This window comes from Profundibacter sp. (assembly GCF_056498605.1).
In genome coordinates this window covers 1-16051 of sequence record NZ_JBSMEZ010000134.1, presented here as the reverse complement: position 1 = coordinate 16051, position 16051 = coordinate 1, and the positions used below count along the sequence as shown (strand labels likewise).

Genomic DNA, 16051 nt, shown 5'->3' with positions numbered 1-16051 from the left:
TCTAGGGGCTATTCAGAATACCATTGTTTTAGTTTATATATCTTTTTCACGATAAATCTCAGCTTTGTCTAAGATCATCCAATACTGTCGCCCACCAATCTGCAAGCCTTACCCGCTCTTCCCAATGTTCCCCCCGCGCATAGGCTCGCCGCACCTCGTTTTTCTCGACATGCGCCAGTGCCCGTTCAATCGCGTCGGGGTGCCACAGGCCGCTTTCATTGGCCAATGTTGAAAAGCTTGCCCTGAACCCGTGCGCGGTCATTTCATCGCCAGAATACCCCATCCGACGCAGGGCGGCGTTTAATGTGTTCTCGCTCATAGGCCGCTGCCATGATCGCAATGACGGGAACAACAGCTCCCCCTCGCCCGTTAGAGGCCGCAATTCACTCAGCAAAACCAAAGCAGACGCAGGCAAAGGCACATTATGTGGTTTGCGCATCTTCATCTTTTCCGCAGGGATCGACCAAACCGCCGCTTCAATATCAAATTCATCCCATCGCGCATGACGTAATTCGCCGGGGCGTTGTGCAAGGATCGCCAGCAGGTTCAAGGCTATGCGGGTGGTTGTTTGCCCGTCAAAACTGTCAATTGCCACCAACAACCCGCCCAGCGCCTTGGGGTCCGTGATTGCGGCGCGGTGTGTTACCGTTGGGCGGATCAAGGCATCCCGCAAAGCATATGTCGGGTCGGTTTCCGCAATTCCACTGGCCACTGCATAGCGAAAGATCGACCCAATCCGCGCCCGCAACCTATGCGCTGTTTCGTAATTGCCTTTTGCCTCGACCTTGCGCAAGCACCGTAATATTATCGGGGCCGAAATCTCTGAAATCGGTTTGCGCCCGAAATCCTTATTGGCAAGTTTCAGGTGGTATTCTGTTTTGGATAGAGTGGCCGGTGATTTTCCTTCCTTACGCTGTTTATCAAGAAACGCCGCCCCGACCTTTTCAAACGTATAGCCACGACTTTCACGCCTGATCCGCTTTTCTTCTTGCTTGGTCTCGCTTGGGTCGCCCCCCGCTGCAAGTTCCGCCCTAGCCGTGTCACGGGCCTGTCGCGCCTGCAAAAGGCTGATCGCGGGATAATCCCCAATCACCAGAAGCTTTTCCTTACCATCAATGCGGTATTTGAAACGCCATGACTTTGCACCGCTCACTTTCACAAGAATAAACAGCCCGTCGAAATCACCCACCTTATAGGATTTTTCTTTGGTTTTCAGGTTTCGAAGCTTTGCATCATTTAATGGCATCTGGGGGTACGCTCATTTCCAAGAATCCAGCGCACCCCCAAATATACCCCCAATCTGGGGGTACGTTAGCGGATCAAGAAAAACGCCACTGGACAAACAATCTCAATAAACCCCTTATATACAAGGCTAAACCGGATGTCACTGGACTTTAAAATATGCTGAAATGGTGCCCCCACACGGACTCGAACCGCGGACCTATTGATTACAAATCAATTGCTCTACCAGCTGAGCTATAGGGGCACTTGGGGTGATTTACGCGGAAGGTGGGCGCCGTGCAAGCCCTGAAAACAATCATTTCACCATACCTTTGCCCGCGGGCCTATCTGTTGCTTCTGGCCAACAGTAATACCGCCAACATCCCGACACCAATCACCAGCAATGCAGCGGGCGAGGCTTCGCCGATGTTTTCTAGTGACGCCTGCTCATACACAAGCGTCGACAATGTGTTGTAGTTGAACGGGCGCAGCAGCAACGTGGCTGGCAACTCCTTGACGCAGTCAACGAACACCAACAACAGCGCCGTTAACAGCGAGCCGCGGATCAAGGGGGCATAGACCGTGCGCAGCGTGCCGCCCGCCGTGCGCCCCAAGGATCGCGCCGCCATTGGCAGGCTGGGCGATATCCGCCCCATCGCGCCGTCCGCAGCCCCCTGCGCAATGGCAAAGAACCGCACGCCATAGGCAAACACGATGGCAAAACCCGAGCCCGTCATCACCAGCCCAATCTCCGCCCCCGTCAGCCATTCCACAAAGTCTGCCAGCGCGTGGTCCGCCGCGGCCATCGGGATCAGTATGCCGACCGCCAGCACTGCCCCCGGAGCGGCATAGCCGATAGTGGTCAGCGGCAGGATCAGACGCGGAATGCGCCGCGTGGTCAGGCGCACGCCGTAAACCAGAAACACCGCGCCAAGCACTGTAATAACAGCCGCACCACCGCCGACCGTGACCGAATTCCATAATGCGCGACCCAAATTCGGGTTGGTCCAGTATTGGGTGTTGCGCAACGCGTGGCTCATCATCACAGCCGTCGGCAGCACAAAGCCGCCCAAAACCGGCACCGCACAAAACAGCATTGCCATCCAGCTGCGCATTCCACGCAAGGTAATCCGTTCAACCGGCTGGGTGCGCCGCGCGCCTTCATGGAACCGCTGATTACGACGGCTGGTTCTCTCCAACCCTACCAGCAGCAACACCAACAACAGAACGATGCCCGCAATCTGGGCAGCCCCACCTGCGTTGTTGGCCTCCAGCCAGACCGTGAAGATGCCCGTCGTCAGGGTTTGCACCGCGAAAAATTCGACCGTGCCAAAATCGCTGACTGTTTCCATCATCACTATCGCTACCCCGGCAGCAATCGCCGGACGCACCAGTGGCAGGCCAACCCGCCAGAACCGTTTCAGCGGCCCTGCCCCCAAGGCCCGCGCGACATCGTAAGTGCTGCCCGACTGTTCGCGAAACGCCGAACGGGTCAGCAAATAGATGTAGGGGTATAGCGACAGCGACATCACCAGAATAGCCGCCCCGCGCGACCGGATTTCGGGGAACCAGTAATCACGCGACGTAGCCCAGCCGAACGTGTCGCGCATTATGGTCTGCACCGGCCCCGCATATTCCAGGAAATCAACCAGCGCATAGGCCCCGACATAGGCGGGGATTGCCAATGGAAACAGCAACAGCCACTCCAGCCAGCGCACACCGGCAAAGCGATACATCGCCACCAGCCACGCCGCCCCGACGCCAATCATTGCCGACAGCACCCCGACCGACAGCATCATCACCAGCGAATTGGTCAGGTAGCGCGGCAGGGTTGTGGCCACCAGATGCGGCCAGATGTTTTCAACCGGATGAAAGGCAATCCACACCACCGACGCAATTGGCAACACCACTAAAAACGCGATCACCAAAGCCCCAAATGACCACAAATCGGGCCGGAAAGGGTGCTTGCGGGGTGTCCCGCGTAGCGCAGGTGCTTGAGTGTTTTGGTCGGTCATTCCAAGTCACCTAGCCGAAACAGGTTTATCTGTCCAGAAATCCCCGTATATTGCCCGCAGGTCATTCAAATAACGAGACAGGCAGCATGCAGGTAGTATTTCACATCGGGGCCCATTGCACAGACGAAGACCGCCTGTTGAAATCCTTGCTGAAAAATCGCGACGCCCTGCAGCAGCACGGCGTTATTGTTCCCGGCCCCAGCCGGTATCGCAGGCTAATCCGCCAAACGCTCAAATCACTGGATGGGGCAAAACCGGCAGCAGGTGCCGAAGCCACCCTGATAAGATCGATCACCGACGCTGATCACCTTGAACGCCTGATCCTGTCCGCCGAGGATTTTCTGACCTTCGCACCGTGGGCCTTTACCAACCAGACCCTGTATGGCAACGCTATGAGCCGGATCACCGGTCTGAGCAGCCTGTTTCCCAGCGCGAATGTTGAATTCCACCTTGCCGTGCGAAATCCCGCCACCTTTATCCCCGCCGTATTCGCCCGCACCAGGGACATAACCTTTGACGAATTCATGCGCGGTGTTTCACCACATAATGTAAACTGGTCCACTCTGGTCCACACCATTCGTGCCGCTGCCCCCGATGCCCCGCTGACCGTCTGGTGCAACGAGGACACCCCGATGATCTGGTCAACCTTGATGCGTAATATGACTGGCCTTGCCCCGTCGGCAACGTTTGAAGGCGAAACCGATCTGCTGGCCGAAATCATGACCGCAGACGGGATGCAGCGCTATAACAGCTATCTGCAAACGCACCCCCCAAAGACGCAAATGCAACTGGGCCGGATCATCACCGCATTTCTGGATAAATTCGCTATTGAGGACGCGTTAGAGGACGAATTGGATGTTGCGGGCTGGACCCAACAGACGGTTGACGAAATGACCAAGCGTTACGAGCAAGACCTCTATGAAATAGAACGCATCCCGGGCGTGAGTTTCATCACCCCATAAAGGGTTTGGTAATTGGCCGGCTGAATATACGTCAAATCGAATATACGATTGACTGTATATTCGATTTGATGCATATACGCTGTTATGAAACAAATCGAAATCTTTCAAATGTTGGCAGACCAGACCCGTTTGCGGGCCTTGGCGCTGATGCAGGATCAGGGCGAACTCTGCGTTTGTGAACTTGTGGCGGCGCTCGATCTGTCGCAACCGAAAATATCGCGTCACCTTGCGGCGCTGCGTGATGCTGGCCTGCTGACTTCACGGCGGGATGCCCAATGGATGTTCTATCACCTAAATCCGGCTCTGCCGGAATGGCAGCAACAGGTTGTCACCGCCGCCCTGAACGGGATCAAGGATGAGCCGGTTCTGAAACAGGACACCATGCGCCTGCATAATATGCAAAACCGCCCTAGCCGCAGCTCAGCCGCATAACCAGATAGGACACCCCGATGTTTGCAATCTTCACACGGCTCGCTGATTGGTCGGCCTACACCATTCTTGGCCTCACTCCCGGCACGCAACTTGGCGAAGCGGTGCATTTCTTTATCGAGGATGTCACCAAAATCTTCTTCCTGCTCACACTTGTCATATTTGCGATCGGGCTGTTTCGCTCGATGCTCACGCCTGAACGGGTGCGCAAGGTGGTGGCGGGCCGCTCGCGCGCCGTGTCATATCCGATGGCTGTGGGCTTGGGCGCGGTCACACCGTTTTGCTCTTGTTCTTCGGTGCCGCTGTTTATTGGCTTCCTTGAGGCTGGCATCCCGCTGGGTGTCACCATGGCATTCCTTATCGCCTCGCCAATGATCAACGAGGTCGCCGTGGTGGTGCTGGCTGCCGCTGTCGGCTGGAAGGTCGCCGTGCTTTATGTGGCCGCGGGTCTGACAGTGGGTATCGTTGGCGGGCTGTTGATCGAATTTTTCAAACTGGAAAAATGGGTCGAGGAATACGTCTGGAAAATCCGTATGGGCGAAACCGGCCTGCAACAGGGCGCAACCACCTTCAAACAGCGGGTTGATTACGCCTGGGGTCAGGTCATGGAGATCGTCGGCCGCATCTGGATCTACGTGCTGGTCGGCATCGCATTGGGTGCCGTCCTGCACGGGTTTGTGCCGCAGGAATTCTTCCTGAAATACGCCTCGGCCGATAATCTACTGGCGGTTCCCGCTGCGGTCATGGTCGGTATCCCGTTATACTCCAACGCCACCGGCGTAATCCCGATTGTCGAGGCATTGATGGCCAAAGGTGTGCCAATCGGCACCGTTCTGGCCCTGATGATGTCGGTCGCCGCTATATCGCTGCCAGAAATGATCATCCTGCGCAAAGTCTTAAAACCAAAACTGATTGCCACCTTCACCGGTATCCTGTTTGTCGCCTTCATCGGCGTTGGATATCTGTTCAACGCGCTTCTCACCTAAGGAAAACCAAATGAAACATTTCAAAGTTCTCGGCTCGGGTTGCAAAAAATGCGCCACCACAGCCGACCTGATCACCGCCAAAGCCGCCGATCTGGGTGTGGCGGTCGAAATCGAAAAAGTCACCGATATGGGCGCGATCATGGGCTATGGCGTGATGTCGACTCCGGGTGTCGTGCTGAACGAGGCCGTGGTTCATTCCGGCAGCGTGCCCACAGCGCAAAATGTTGAAGACTGGATCAAATCATAAGCGGCCAAAACCGCTGCTGATAGAATTGTGATCCGGGGCGCAGGATAGATGGGTTAAATTACCGGAATGACAAAACATTTCCCCAACACTCCGTTCTGGACCGCCTATCAGGGGCGGTTTTCAGGCATCCTGAATTGGTCCGATGTCGAGTCGTTATGGACGTCACTGGCTGCATCAAACGGTGACTGGTTTGTGTTCGATACCGAACAGGCAGCGCCGTATGCCACCGCAACCGCGGTAGAATTCGCCGATACCCTCGGCAAAGCCACGGCCCTGATCAACACACGCCGTGACCGCTCGTATTGCGGCGCGATCTATGTGGACGACATCCTGTCCCCGACATTCATTAAAGTATTTGACCCCGCCGCGATGGGATCAGTTTGCAACATATCCGGCATTCCGGTGATGCCGCGTTGGATCATCAGCCGGATCAAACCGGACGATGTGCCAGCCCCGCCACCGCCTGAAAAACCCTCGCTATTCAAACGGCTAACCGGCAGCACCTAACCCATGCCCAGCGCTTCTTTATACATATCCAGCACTGCTTCTTCTTCGGCCAGATCCTGTGCATCACGTTTGCGCAGCGCAATGATCTTGCGCAGAATCTTGGTGTCATAGCCGCGCCCTTTGGCTTCCGCCATCACCTCTTTTTGCGCTTCGGCAAGGTCTTTCTTCTCGGCATCCAGTCGCTCGATACGCTCGACAAATGCGCGCAATTCATCCGCGCTGACGCGGTAGCTCATATCAGAAGATGTCTCGTTCATATCACTGGCCCTTTGCTAAACTGGACCCCTTCCCTACTGCCCAACAGCGCCTCGTGCAAGGGCTTGCTCACCCCATGTGCATCCTTTAGGCGCTAATGGAAGAATGATCAGGAGCAAACATAATGGAATATCTTATCTGGGCTGGGGCCGCTGTGTCAGCAATCGGGCTGATCGGCATATTCTATTGCATCGCCATCGCCCTGAAAGCCAAACGCGCCAACCTGCCCGAGGATGAAATGCGCGCCCGCCTGCAACGGGTCGTGTTGCTGAATATGGCCGCGTTATTGCTGTCGATGGTCGGGTTGATGATGGTGGTGGCCGGCATAATTCTGGGATAATTGCGGGTCTGCCTGGCCTATGTGTTCAACACACCAAACCCCTGCCCGTTCAATATCAACCCATCCAGCATTTCAACAGGCTGCCAAATCGTTGTGTCGTCCGTGTCAAACTCTCGCAGGTCACTGCGCAGTTGTAACAGGCCAACATTATCCGCAGCCTTCATTGGCCCGCCGCGCCAGCGCGGAAATCCGTAGCCGTAGATCATCACCACATCAATATCGGACGGGCGCAATGCGATGCCTTCGTTCAGCAACTTTGCCCCTTCGTTGACCATCGCCGACACACAGCGGCGCTGGATTTCGGTGTCACTGAAATCGCGCGGCTTGATCTGCTTGGCCCCGCGTTCATCCGCAATCAGGTCCAGAACCTCCTGATCCTTTTGACCACGCCGCGACCCATCGACATATCGGTAATACCCGCGCCCGACCTTTTGGCCAAACCAGCCCGACTCACACATTTTGTCGCCAAATCCCGCATAACGGATGGCGGGATCGCGCGCTGCCGCCTGACGTTTTCGTTGTGCCCAGGCAATGTCCAGCCCCGCCAGATCGTAAACCTGAAACGGTCCTAACCCAAAACCATAGTCGCGCATCGCACGGTCCACCTGATAGGGACTGGCCCCGTCCTCGACCATATATTCCGCCGCCAAACGGTATGCCTTTAATATCCGGTTGCCGATGAACCCATCCGTCACACCGGCCCGCACGCCGACCTTGCCCAACCGTTTGGCCAGCGCAAATCCACTGGCCACCACATCATCTGACGTTGCATCCCCAACCACTACTTCAAGCAGTTTCATAATGTTGGCCGGCGAAAAGAAATGTAGGCCGACCACGTCTGCGGGGCGCGAAATGGTGACCGCCAACGCATCAACATCCAGATAAGAAGTGTTGGTGGCCAATATCGCGCCTGGTTTCAAAGTGGCATCAAGTCGGGCAAACACGTCTTCCTTGATTGCCAAATCCTCAACCACCGCCTCAATGGCTAGGTCCACATCCCCCAGATCCGCCATATTCAACGTTCCTGCCAAACGCGCCAAACGGATGTTCATTTCATTCTCGCTGATGCGCTTTTTGGCATGCGAGCGTTCAATCATGGCCATAACCCGACCAAGACCCGCCTCAAGGCTCTCGGCATCCCGCTCTAGCATCACCACATCCAGACCAGCGTCCAGCAAAGACACCGCAATGCCCGCCCCCATGGTGCCGCCGCCGATCACACCAACGTTTGCTATTTCGCGAGCCTTGCCACCAGCCAGCTCCGGCACTTTGCCAGCCATCCGCTCGGCCATAAAAACATGGCGCAGGGCGGCGGATTGATCAGAATCCAAACAGGATTCGAACGCCGTGCGCTCAAATATCTTGCCCGCCTCAACAGGCAATAATAGTGCGGCCTCGACACAATCGATTATTTTTGCCGGTGCCAGTAGCACACTGCCCGCCACACCCTCACGGGCTTGCGCAATCGCTGTCTGGTTTGCAATCGGATCCTGCAGCCCCTCGCGCCGCTCAAACGTCCGGCGCACTTTGGCCCCTTTGGCAATCACATCCTGTGCCATCGCAAGCCCTGCTGTCAGGGTGTTTTCCGTACTAACGTCGTCAATCAGCCCGTGTTCTCTGGCAATATATGCCCCGATCGGTTTGCCCGATAACATCATGCCCAGTGCAAAATTAGCACCACACAGCCGCGGGGTGCGCTGGGTGCCACCAGCCCCCGGCAACAGGCCCAATGTGACCTCAGGCAATCCGATTTTCGTATCTGCCGCCGCAATGCGGTAATGCGATGCCAGCGCCACCTCGAACCCGCCGCCCAGAACCGTGCCATGCAGCGCCGCTATCACCGGCTTTGTGCAGGCCTCGATGCGGTCACAAACCTCGGGCAATGACGGGGTAAGCGGCGGCTTGCCAAATTCCTTGATGTCGGCGCCTGCCGGAAAGGTGCGCCCTTGCGCGTGGATCAAAACCGCCCGCACTGCGCCATCGGCCTCGGCCCGCGCCAGCGCATCCACCATTCCGGCCCGTACAGCGTGCCCCAAGGCATTCACCGGCGGGTTATTTATGGTGACAACGGCAACACCGTCCTGCACTAGATATTTAATAATGTCGCCCATTTTCAAATTCATCCAACCCATTACTGCCGCCCCAAAAGGGGCTGGCACCACGTTACACTCACCGCAAATATCAGTGTTAGAATGGACGCAAGTTAACCTTAAGGTAAAGGGGAGATATTAGGCGTCATAATTTAGGGTAAATGATGTTCACCGGATCATGCTCCAGCGCATCTTCCAGCGCCTGAATATCCTCGGGCACCGGCAGGCCAAGCGTTTTGAATTCGGATATTTTCTCGCGCAGCTGTTCTTGCAGGATATGGGTATCATCCGGCCGCTTGGCGATTTCATCCATCAACATGGTGAGTGCTATTTTCAACTGTTCAAAAGCCATCTGGTCACCTCCTGATAATAAGTTCTAATGTCAGTCATGCTTGGCCGCACAAACGCGGCAAAACGGCGTGTAGGGCAGAACATCCAGCCGTTCCGCTGCAATGCTATCCCCGCAATCAACACAAACACCATATTCGCCCGCATCCATCCGGACAAGGGCCGCTTTGATCATGCGTATCTCGGCTTGGGCGGACAGGCCCATGCCTTCCAGCACTTCGTCTTCTTCCCGCTCGGTTGCCAATTCTTCCCAGTCTTTTGAATTATGCGAATCCAGCTCATCGTCAATTTGTTGCAACCGCGCATCCAACTCTTGCATGCGGGATTCAAGAACCGTGCGCCGTTTTGAAATATCGTCCATTCCTGTTCTCCTTGTGGTTGGACGTATGTTGTCGCAAACCGATACAAATCACCTTGATACAGGTCAAAATACAAAATTTGCCTCACGTTTGGGCGGATCGGACGCATTCTCAGCCAATCTCGATATCCATCGGCATGGCCGCCATAGGTATGTCATCCACATCCCCGATCGGGGTGGTTTCCATCGGCATCATCGGCATATCCGTGTCCGGCATTGCCATTTCACCGCCTTGGGCACCTGTCGGGTCCATCGGTGTCATCGGGATATCAACCATAGGCATTGGTGCCTCCCCCATCGGGATATCCGGTTCTGGCGGCATATCCATAGCTGGCGGCGTGCCCAAAGCCCCGCCCGTTGGTGTTATATCGACAATCTGGCTGGTCGCTGATTTCGCCGCGACGGCCAGGCCATCCGAAAGGCGCAAGGCCCGAAATCCGTTTTGTTGCCCCAACCGCGCAGCACCGACAACGCGTCCGTCATTGCCTTCCATTGCCACCTCGGAAATGGCCGATTTGGGCACGGTCACTATATCACCGGGTTGAAACGCCCGCACAGTTGCCAAAGAAACCTGCGTGCGATGCAGCACTGCCTGAATATCGGCATGGCTGGAACAAACCGCTTTTTCCATCGCTTGCGTCCAGCCTTTTTCGCCCCCCGATGCCTGTTGCCCTACGCCAGCCCCATCCGCCGGAAACATGATCAGCAATGTGCCCTGCTTTGCCCCGTCCGCCAGATCCAGCGGCAAATGGAACATCCGGTAATCCACATCCTCTAGCGCCAGCCCCAACAAACGCACACTCTCGATCCGCTTCTCGAACCTGAAACCGGTTGCCCAATCAGCAGACGTGCTGGCCGCCAAATGCCCCTCGAATTCTTGTAATACGCGGTTCAAAATCGCCTCACACATGGCGCTGTCTGTGTTGGTTGGTCGCCTGTGCGCCGCCTCGGACGGCATCACATGGCCCAGTGTTTGGACCTCGATCACCGCCGCGAGCGCCTGTGTATCGAAAACCGCAACCCCCTTGGTGCCATGCGGCCCCTCTAGCATCAGCAACAGCGCATCCTTATCCAGCACATCCAGCAATTTCGCCTGATTTAACCTGTCTTCCTTGATGGATTGCACCCGCACAGCCAACCCCAGCACAACCTGCGCCGCCTTGGACAGCGCCAGCCGGAACGCCTTGGCAGGGGTCATGCCCACACCATCACTGGGCGCACGCCCCGATCCAGCCTTGCGCCGAAGGACCGAAAGTTCTGTCTGATCGTTCATATTTTCCGTCACTATCCGGCCTATTACCCCGCCAGATTGTAGCGATAATATGGTTTAGGAATGGTTGACGCCAACGTTTGTGCGCCGCTCATTTGGCAAAGACACCCGAAACGCGGCCCCACCCTGCCCTGGCAGATAATCCACACGACCCCCCAGATTATTCATAACCTCACGGCTGATCGCCAATCCTAGCCCGGCCCCGCCCGCCGCACGGTGATCGCCAAGCCGCGAGAATTTCTCAAAGATCAACGGCTGGCTTTTGGCAGGAATCCCCGCGCCATTGTCAATAAAATCCACCTCGACCACACCCGCCGTCGCCCGCACTTTGATCCGTAATTCCGGTGCGTCTGCGGCGCAGTATTTACAGGCGTTCGCAATCAGGTTGATAAACACCTGCGACAGACGGTCAGGGTCGGTTATAACCGTCACATGTTCACCGGTCGGCATGCGCTTAAGTTCCATCTGCTCGCCCGTCCCAGCACTCACCACTGATCGCTCGATCACATCGTATAAATCGACCTTCTGCATGTTCAATTCGACCTGCCCGTTCTCCAGCACACTCAGATCCAGCAGATCATCCAGCAGCCGCGTCAAACGAATAGTCTCGTCGTGGATGATCATCGCGTATTTCTTGCGCTCCTTACCCGTCATCCCGCCATCGCGCAGGATTTCCGAAAACGCGCGGATTGAGGTCATCGGCGTGCGCAATTCGTGGCTGATCTGGCTCAAAAACGCATCCTTTTGCACCGACAAATCGGTCAGTTTCTCGTTCACTTCGCGCAATTGACGCGCGGTGCGGCCCAGCTCGGCCGATTTCTCCTCAAGCTGACTGGAATATTCCATCATCTGCGCCGTTTCATCCGCCACCGCCATCAGATCATCGACCGACACGCTGGACCCGCCGACAATCTGGCCGATCATCGCATGTCCCGTCGCCGCCCCCACGGAGCCCGACAGTTCGCGCTCTAATCGTTGCAAAAATTCCGGTGATGTGTCCGGCAAAAAACCCGCCTTTCCCTGCCGTTCTGCTGCGCGCGCAAACAACCCCTGCGCCTGCTCCGGCCCTAGTATCCGTTGCGCCATCACCAGCAAATCTTCGGCCTCTGCCGCCCCGCTAAACCAGCCCTGTGAATTCGGGTTGTGGTCAAACACATTGACAAATTGCGCCCCCTGCAATCGCTCTTGCGGCTTGGGGAAACTGCTTAATGACCCTATACAAAACGCAATCGTATTCAGCGCCAGACTCCAGAACAGCGCATGCACCAGCGGGTCCATTCCGCTGACCCCAAACAGGCCTTGCGGGCGCAACCATCCGATGCCGAATGGCCCATCTGCCAGCACGGACGCGGGCAGGATGAACGAGCCGCCAAAGCTGGGTAAAAACAGCGTGTAGGCCCATAATACAAAACCCGTCAGCAGGCCCGCCGCTGCCCCGACTTTGGTCGCGCCACGCCAGAAAATACCACCCAGTAACGCCGGTAAAAACTGCGCCACGCCAACGAATGAAATCAACCCGATTGCCGCCAGCGCCGCCCCGCCGCCCGACACCCGAAAATACGCATAACCCAGCGCCAGAATGACCGCGATCGAGATGCGCCGCGCCGTCAGCACCACTTGGCGCACATCGCCCGATACAGTTGCGCCCTGCTGTGCCACACTTAACCAGATCGGCATCACGATGTGGTTTGACACCATCGTCGACAGCGCAATCGCCGCGATAATCACCATCGAGGTGGCCGATGAAAACCCGCCCAGAAACGACAGGATCGCCAACCCGTCGCGCCCCTGCGACAGCGGCACGGTTAAGACGAACAAATCGGGGTTGGAGCCGGCGGGCAACAGGTCCAGCCCGACTACGGCAATCGGCACCACGAACAGGCTCATCAGAAACAAATACAGCGGGAAGGCCCAGCTGGCGGTGGCCAGATGGCGCTCGTCGACGTTTTCGACCACCATGACCTGAAACATCCTCGGCAGGGTCAAGAATGCCACCGCCGACAGGAACGTCAGGCTCACCCAGCGGCCCGGCTTCATATCCCAATCCGCGATTGGGGATGCATCAATGCGGGTCAGAATGTCACTGGCCCCATCCGCCACGCCCCAAACCACAAACACCCCGACGGCCAGCAGCGCAAACAGCTTCATCACCGCTTCGGCGGCAATGGCTGTGACGACGCCGTAGTGGCGCTCATTCGCGTCCAGATTTCGGGTGCCGAACAACACGGTGAACAACGCAAGGCCTGCCGCGACCCACAAGGCCGCCGCATTCAAATCCGACGCGCCCCACGCCCCACCTGATCTGTCTTGGGCAAACACCGCAAACGACACGGTAACCGATTGTAATTGCAACGCAATATATGGCGTGGTGCCGATCACTGCCATCAGGGTAACGATCACCCCCAGCAGGTTGGATTTGCCATAGCGCGATGATATCAGATCGGCAATCGAGGTGATGCGCTGGCTGCGCCCAATGCGCACCAGTTTGCGCAATATCCACCACCAACCGACCATCACCAATGTCGGCCCCAGATAGATGGTCACGAATTCAAGGCCCGATCGCGCCGCATAGCCAACCGCGCCGTAAAACGTCCAGGCGGTGCAATAAATCGACAGGCTCAGCGTGTAAACTAGCGGGGATCGCAACCAGCCCAGTTGCCCGCGCCGCGCCCGCCGGTCCGCCACAAAGGCAATCAGAAATAGCGCCACCACATAGGCCAGACAAACTGCAATCAGGATGTTGAACGACAGCATCAGTCCGGTGTGTCCAGATCCGTCTCGATCCGGCGCAAACGCCGCGAAAAGATCATCGCGGACACGATCAGAACGATCCAGACCCCGAACAGGTAAATCACCCCGACCGATGTCACCCGCGCCGCGTCCTCCTCGCCACCCCCGCCCCATAAAATGGGCAAACACAGCGCCAGAAACCCGAGGATCGGCAACAGGCGCGCCGCATCAACGGTGCGCCGCTGACGATAACTTTCGCGCTCCAGAAACAGGGGTTCCCGCCGCTCGTTCACGCCTGCACCAGTTCTTGGACGCAGGCCAGTACTTCCTTGTTGGAAAACGGCTTGGTCATGAACCGGCTGGCCCCCAGACGCTCCGCCATCTCGCGGTCCTTGGTCTGGCCCCGCGCGGTCAGCATCAGCACCGGCAGCGCTGTCGTGGCCTCGGCCCCGCGCAAATCCTGCAACACATCAAAGCCAGATCGCCCCGGCAACATCACATCCAGTATCACCACATCCGGCGCATGCCGTTCAACGGCGGCTATGGCCGTGGTCCCATCCGCATGGGTCGCCACAATCCAGCCATCGCGTTTCAGTATAAAACTGATCGCCTCGATGATATTTGGCTCGTCCTCGATCAGCAGAACTTTTTTCCCCATCCGTCACACCCTCCCCGGTTGACCCTGATTGACAACCGTCAATACCCGCGCAGGACGACTATCCATAAGTTCGGCGGCTGTGTCAAAACCCTTTGGGTTTTAAGCGGGGGGGAATGTCAGTTTTGCGGGACGAAGTGTGAATTTGCTGCGATTGCACCAATGGCCGCTTGCAGTACTACCAATACTCCCTTCCAAAAATGGGAGAATGACAACACAACTAAGAACTTAATATCCTTCAGTCAAAAGATTGCCGCAATTGTCCGATATAATGTTTCCACCCTTGCAATGGATCGGAACAATGCGCCTTCTAGTATACTTAGTTATTACCATGTCATTATTGTTCGGGCAGATCGTTGGGGCCTCGCCACGAGAAGACGCCGAATACATTGCGGAACACATGATGATGTCAGAGAACCGCCGTGCGCAACGTTTGCAGACGATTACGCACTTCCATGTCCTCTACTTGACAAGGGAATTGAACAAACATTCCGTTAAAGTTATAGACTCGAAGCGTTTCGCTGAAATGCTTCCTGTGAACATGCTCGAGTCGTGGCTCCTGCGTTGGCAAAAACTCCATGTGAATCGTCTATTGGAAATTCACACACCCGCCAAGCTCGCGCAAATTGCGAACGCCACAAGAGTACTGGTGGAAGAATCTGGCACTTCGCAAATTGCCTATCCCGGAGGTTATGCTAAACTGCTTGGCTTCGGGCCACCTTTTCCAGGTCCCATTTATGCGACCTCCATCACAATACACGACAAAATTAAACAGTCTTTGCCACAGCTAAATGAGGTCCCTTACCTAGCGGACATTCTCGAAACCGATGGGATTTTCAGTTTCCCCAACCGCATCTGGCGCAAAGACCTTATCGCAAAAATACGTAGTGGAGATTAAGCCAAAGGACTTGGGGTGCAGGCCACTTGGGAGTCTAAGACGGTTGAGTTCGGCGATTTTCACGTCGTCCTTTGACTCGACATAGTCTGCACCCCTTAAGACCGCACCACTACCCCCCAAGCACCCTATAACTCCAAACCCCACCCCTCTGCACCACAGCCATCGGCAACGCATTCTGCGGCATGGAAAATGCTGTTTATTCAGGCGGTGTTCAACAGCATCGCAGCGTGGACCATCCTTGCGTGGGGCCAGCAATACGTCGACAGTGGCCTCGCCAGCGTGCTAAATTCCACCGCCCCGATCTTTGTGTTCTTCATCACCCTGTTGGTCACCCGCCACGAGACTATCAGCCCGCTGAAACTCGGCGGTGCCATGCTTGGCCTGGTCGGGGTTGTGCTGATTGTCGGCGCCGAGACCTTCGGCGGTATTGGCCAACAGCTTGCAGGTGCTCTCGCGGCCCTTACCGGTGCATTACTCTACGCATGTGCCGCGATTTACGGCAAAAACCTTGCCCATCTCACCCCGCAGTGTCCTCTGCCGGCACCATGATCTGGGCTACGCTCTGCCTTGTGCCGCTGGCCCTTGTAATTGATCGCCCATGGACCTTGCACCCCGCGCCCAGCGCCCTTGCCGCCGCCCTTAGCCGCGTTGCAGGCAAAACATGATGCCGGACAGCACTTTTCTATCATCCACTCGCGGCACACCACGCACCTTGTTCGGCAGTAACAGGCTGATTTTGT

At 56.5% G+C, this 16051-nt stretch carries 17 protein-coding genes, 1 tRNA gene and 2 pseudogenes; 8 read left to right on the top strand and 12 right to left on the bottom strand.

From position 1 onward, the window contains the following. Nucleotides 1-58 precede the first annotated feature (58 nt). The 3 genes from ACWB12_RS13315 to ACWB12_RS13305 all read right to left on the bottom strand — a co-directional run bounded on the left by ACWB12_RS13315 (nt 59) and on the right by ACWB12_RS13305 (nt 3236). Nucleotides 59-1246 (bottom strand): tyrosine-type recombinase/integrase, encoded by a 1188-nt coding sequence (locus tag ACWB12_RS13315; RefSeq protein WP_479530578.1) that lies wholly within the window; start codon nt 1244-1246, stop codon nt 59-61. A gap of 164 nt (nt 1247-1410) precedes the next feature. Then, nucleotides 1411-1486: transfer RNA gene (locus tag ACWB12_RS13310), tRNA-Thr, on the bottom strand. 79 nt (nt 1487-1565) lie between these two features. Continuing rightward, a complete protein-coding gene (locus ACWB12_RS13305) occupies nt 1566-3236 on the bottom strand; it encodes an ABC transporter permease (RefSeq protein WP_479530577.1) in 1671 nt (556 codons plus the stop codon). Nucleotides 3237-3322: 86 nt separating this feature from the next. Here ACWB12_RS13305 and ACWB12_RS13300 point away from each other — a divergent pair, with 86 nt between their 5' ends. The 5 genes from ACWB12_RS13300 to ACWB12_RS13280 all read left to right on the top strand — a co-directional run bounded on the left by ACWB12_RS13300 (nt 3323) and on the right by ACWB12_RS13280 (nt 6367). Continuing rightward, entirely contained in the window at nt 3323-4198 is an 876-nt protein-coding gene (locus tag ACWB12_RS13300; protein ID WP_479530576.1) for a hypothetical protein, read from the top strand. A gap of 84 nt (nt 4199-4282) precedes the next feature. Continuing rightward, a complete protein-coding gene (locus ACWB12_RS13295; RefSeq protein ID WP_479530575.1) occupies nt 4283-4630 on the top strand; it encodes an ArsR/SmtB family transcription factor in 348 nt (115 codons plus the stop codon). A gap of 17 nt (nt 4631-4647) precedes the next feature. Next, nucleotides 4648-5613 (top strand): permease, encoded by a 966-nt coding sequence (locus ACWB12_RS13290; protein ID WP_479530574.1) that lies wholly within the window; start codon nt 4648-4650, stop codon nt 5611-5613. Nucleotides 5614-5623: 10 nt separating this feature from the next. After that, nucleotides 5624-5860 carry a thioredoxin family protein gene (locus ACWB12_RS13285; protein ID WP_479530573.1) on the top strand — a complete coding sequence of 79 codons (237 nt, stop codon included), beginning with the start codon at nt 5624-5626 and terminating at the stop codon, nt 5858-5860. A gap of 66 nt (nt 5861-5926) precedes the next feature. Continuing rightward, nucleotides 5927-6367, top strand: coding sequence for a hypothetical protein (locus ACWB12_RS13280; RefSeq protein WP_479530572.1), 441 nt, complete (start codon nt 5927-5929; stop codon nt 6365-6367). On the opposite strand, the gene ACWB12_RS13275 is transcribed toward ACWB12_RS13280, so the two are convergent. Continuing rightward, the gene (locus tag ACWB12_RS13275; RefSeq protein ID WP_479530571.1) at nt 6364-6624 is read right to left on the bottom strand and encodes a DUF2312 domain-containing protein; all 261 of its coding nucleotides are present in this window, start codon (nt 6622-6624) and stop codon (nt 6364-6366) included. The two genes, ACWB12_RS13280 and ACWB12_RS13275, sit on opposite strands and share 4 nt — an antisense overlap. Nucleotides 6625-6746: 122 nt before the next feature. On the opposite strand from ACWB12_RS13275, the gene ACWB12_RS13270 reads away from it, so the two are divergent. Continuing rightward, nucleotides 6747-6962: a hypothetical protein gene (locus ACWB12_RS13270; protein ID WP_479530570.1), complete on the top strand. Its 216-nt coding sequence runs from the start codon at nt 6747-6749 to the stop codon at nt 6960-6962. Nucleotides 6963-6979: 17 nt separating this feature from the next. On the opposite strand, the gene ACWB12_RS13265 is transcribed toward ACWB12_RS13270, so the two are convergent. The 7 genes from ACWB12_RS13265 to ACWB12_RS13235 all read right to left on the bottom strand — a co-directional run bounded on the left by ACWB12_RS13265 (nt 6980) and on the right by ACWB12_RS13235 (nt 14416). Further along, a complete protein-coding gene (locus ACWB12_RS13265) occupies nt 6980-9073 on the bottom strand; it encodes a 3-hydroxyacyl-CoA dehydrogenase NAD-binding domain-containing protein (protein WP_479530569.1) in 2094 nt (697 codons plus the stop codon). Nucleotides 9074-9197: 124 nt separating this feature from the next. Continuing rightward, entirely contained in the window at nt 9198-9404 is a 207-nt protein-coding gene (locus ACWB12_RS13260; RefSeq protein WP_479530568.1) for a hypothetical protein, read from the bottom strand. A 30-nt stretch (nt 9405-9434) separates the two neighbouring features. Next, the gene (locus ACWB12_RS13255; protein WP_479530567.1) at nt 9435-9761 is read right to left on the bottom strand and encodes a TraR/DksA family transcriptional regulator; all 327 of its coding nucleotides are present in this window, start codon (nt 9759-9761) and stop codon (nt 9435-9437) included. Between the two features lie 109 nt (nt 9762-9870). Beyond that, nucleotides 9871-11031 (bottom strand): FliM/FliN family flagellar motor C-terminal domain-containing protein, encoded by a 1161-nt coding sequence (locus tag ACWB12_RS13250; RefSeq protein WP_479530566.1) that lies wholly within the window; start codon nt 11029-11031, stop codon nt 9871-9873. Nucleotides 11032-11085: 54 nt separating this feature from the next. Continuing rightward, a complete protein-coding gene (locus ACWB12_RS13245) occupies nt 11086-13782 on the bottom strand; it encodes an ATP-binding protein (RefSeq protein ID WP_479530565.1) in 2697 nt (898 codons plus the stop codon). Beyond that, the gene (locus ACWB12_RS13240; RefSeq protein ID WP_479530564.1) at nt 13782-14051 is read right to left on the bottom strand and encodes a hypothetical protein; all 270 of its coding nucleotides are present in this window, start codon (nt 14049-14051) and stop codon (nt 13782-13784) included. Before ACWB12_RS13240 ends, ACWB12_RS13245 begins: the two co-directional genes overlap by 1 nt. Continuing rightward, a complete protein-coding gene (locus ACWB12_RS13235; protein ID WP_479530563.1) occupies nt 14048-14416 on the bottom strand; it encodes a response regulator transcription factor in 369 nt (122 codons plus the stop codon). The genes ACWB12_RS13240 and ACWB12_RS13235 overlap by 4 nt, the downstream gene beginning before the upstream one ends. A gap of 298 nt (nt 14417-14714) precedes the next feature. On the opposite strand from ACWB12_RS13235, the gene ACWB12_RS13230 reads away from it, so the two are divergent. Both ACWB12_RS13230 and ACWB12_RS13225 read left to right on the top strand, forming a co-directional pair. Beyond that, a complete protein-coding gene (locus ACWB12_RS13230; RefSeq protein ID WP_479530562.1) occupies nt 14715-15311 on the top strand; it encodes a hypothetical protein in 597 nt (198 codons plus the stop codon). Nucleotides 15312-15497: 186 nt separating this feature from the next. Next, nucleotides 15498-15860: pseudogene (locus ACWB12_RS13225) on the top strand (EamA family transporter); the annotation flags it as partial. A 93-nt stretch (nt 15861-15953) separates the two neighbouring features. Here ACWB12_RS13225 and ACWB12_RS13220 read toward each other — a convergent pair. Further along, nucleotides 15954-16046, bottom strand: a pseudogene (locus ACWB12_RS13220) (IS5/IS1182 family transposase); the annotation flags it as partial. Nucleotides 16047-16051: the final 5 nt, after the last annotated feature.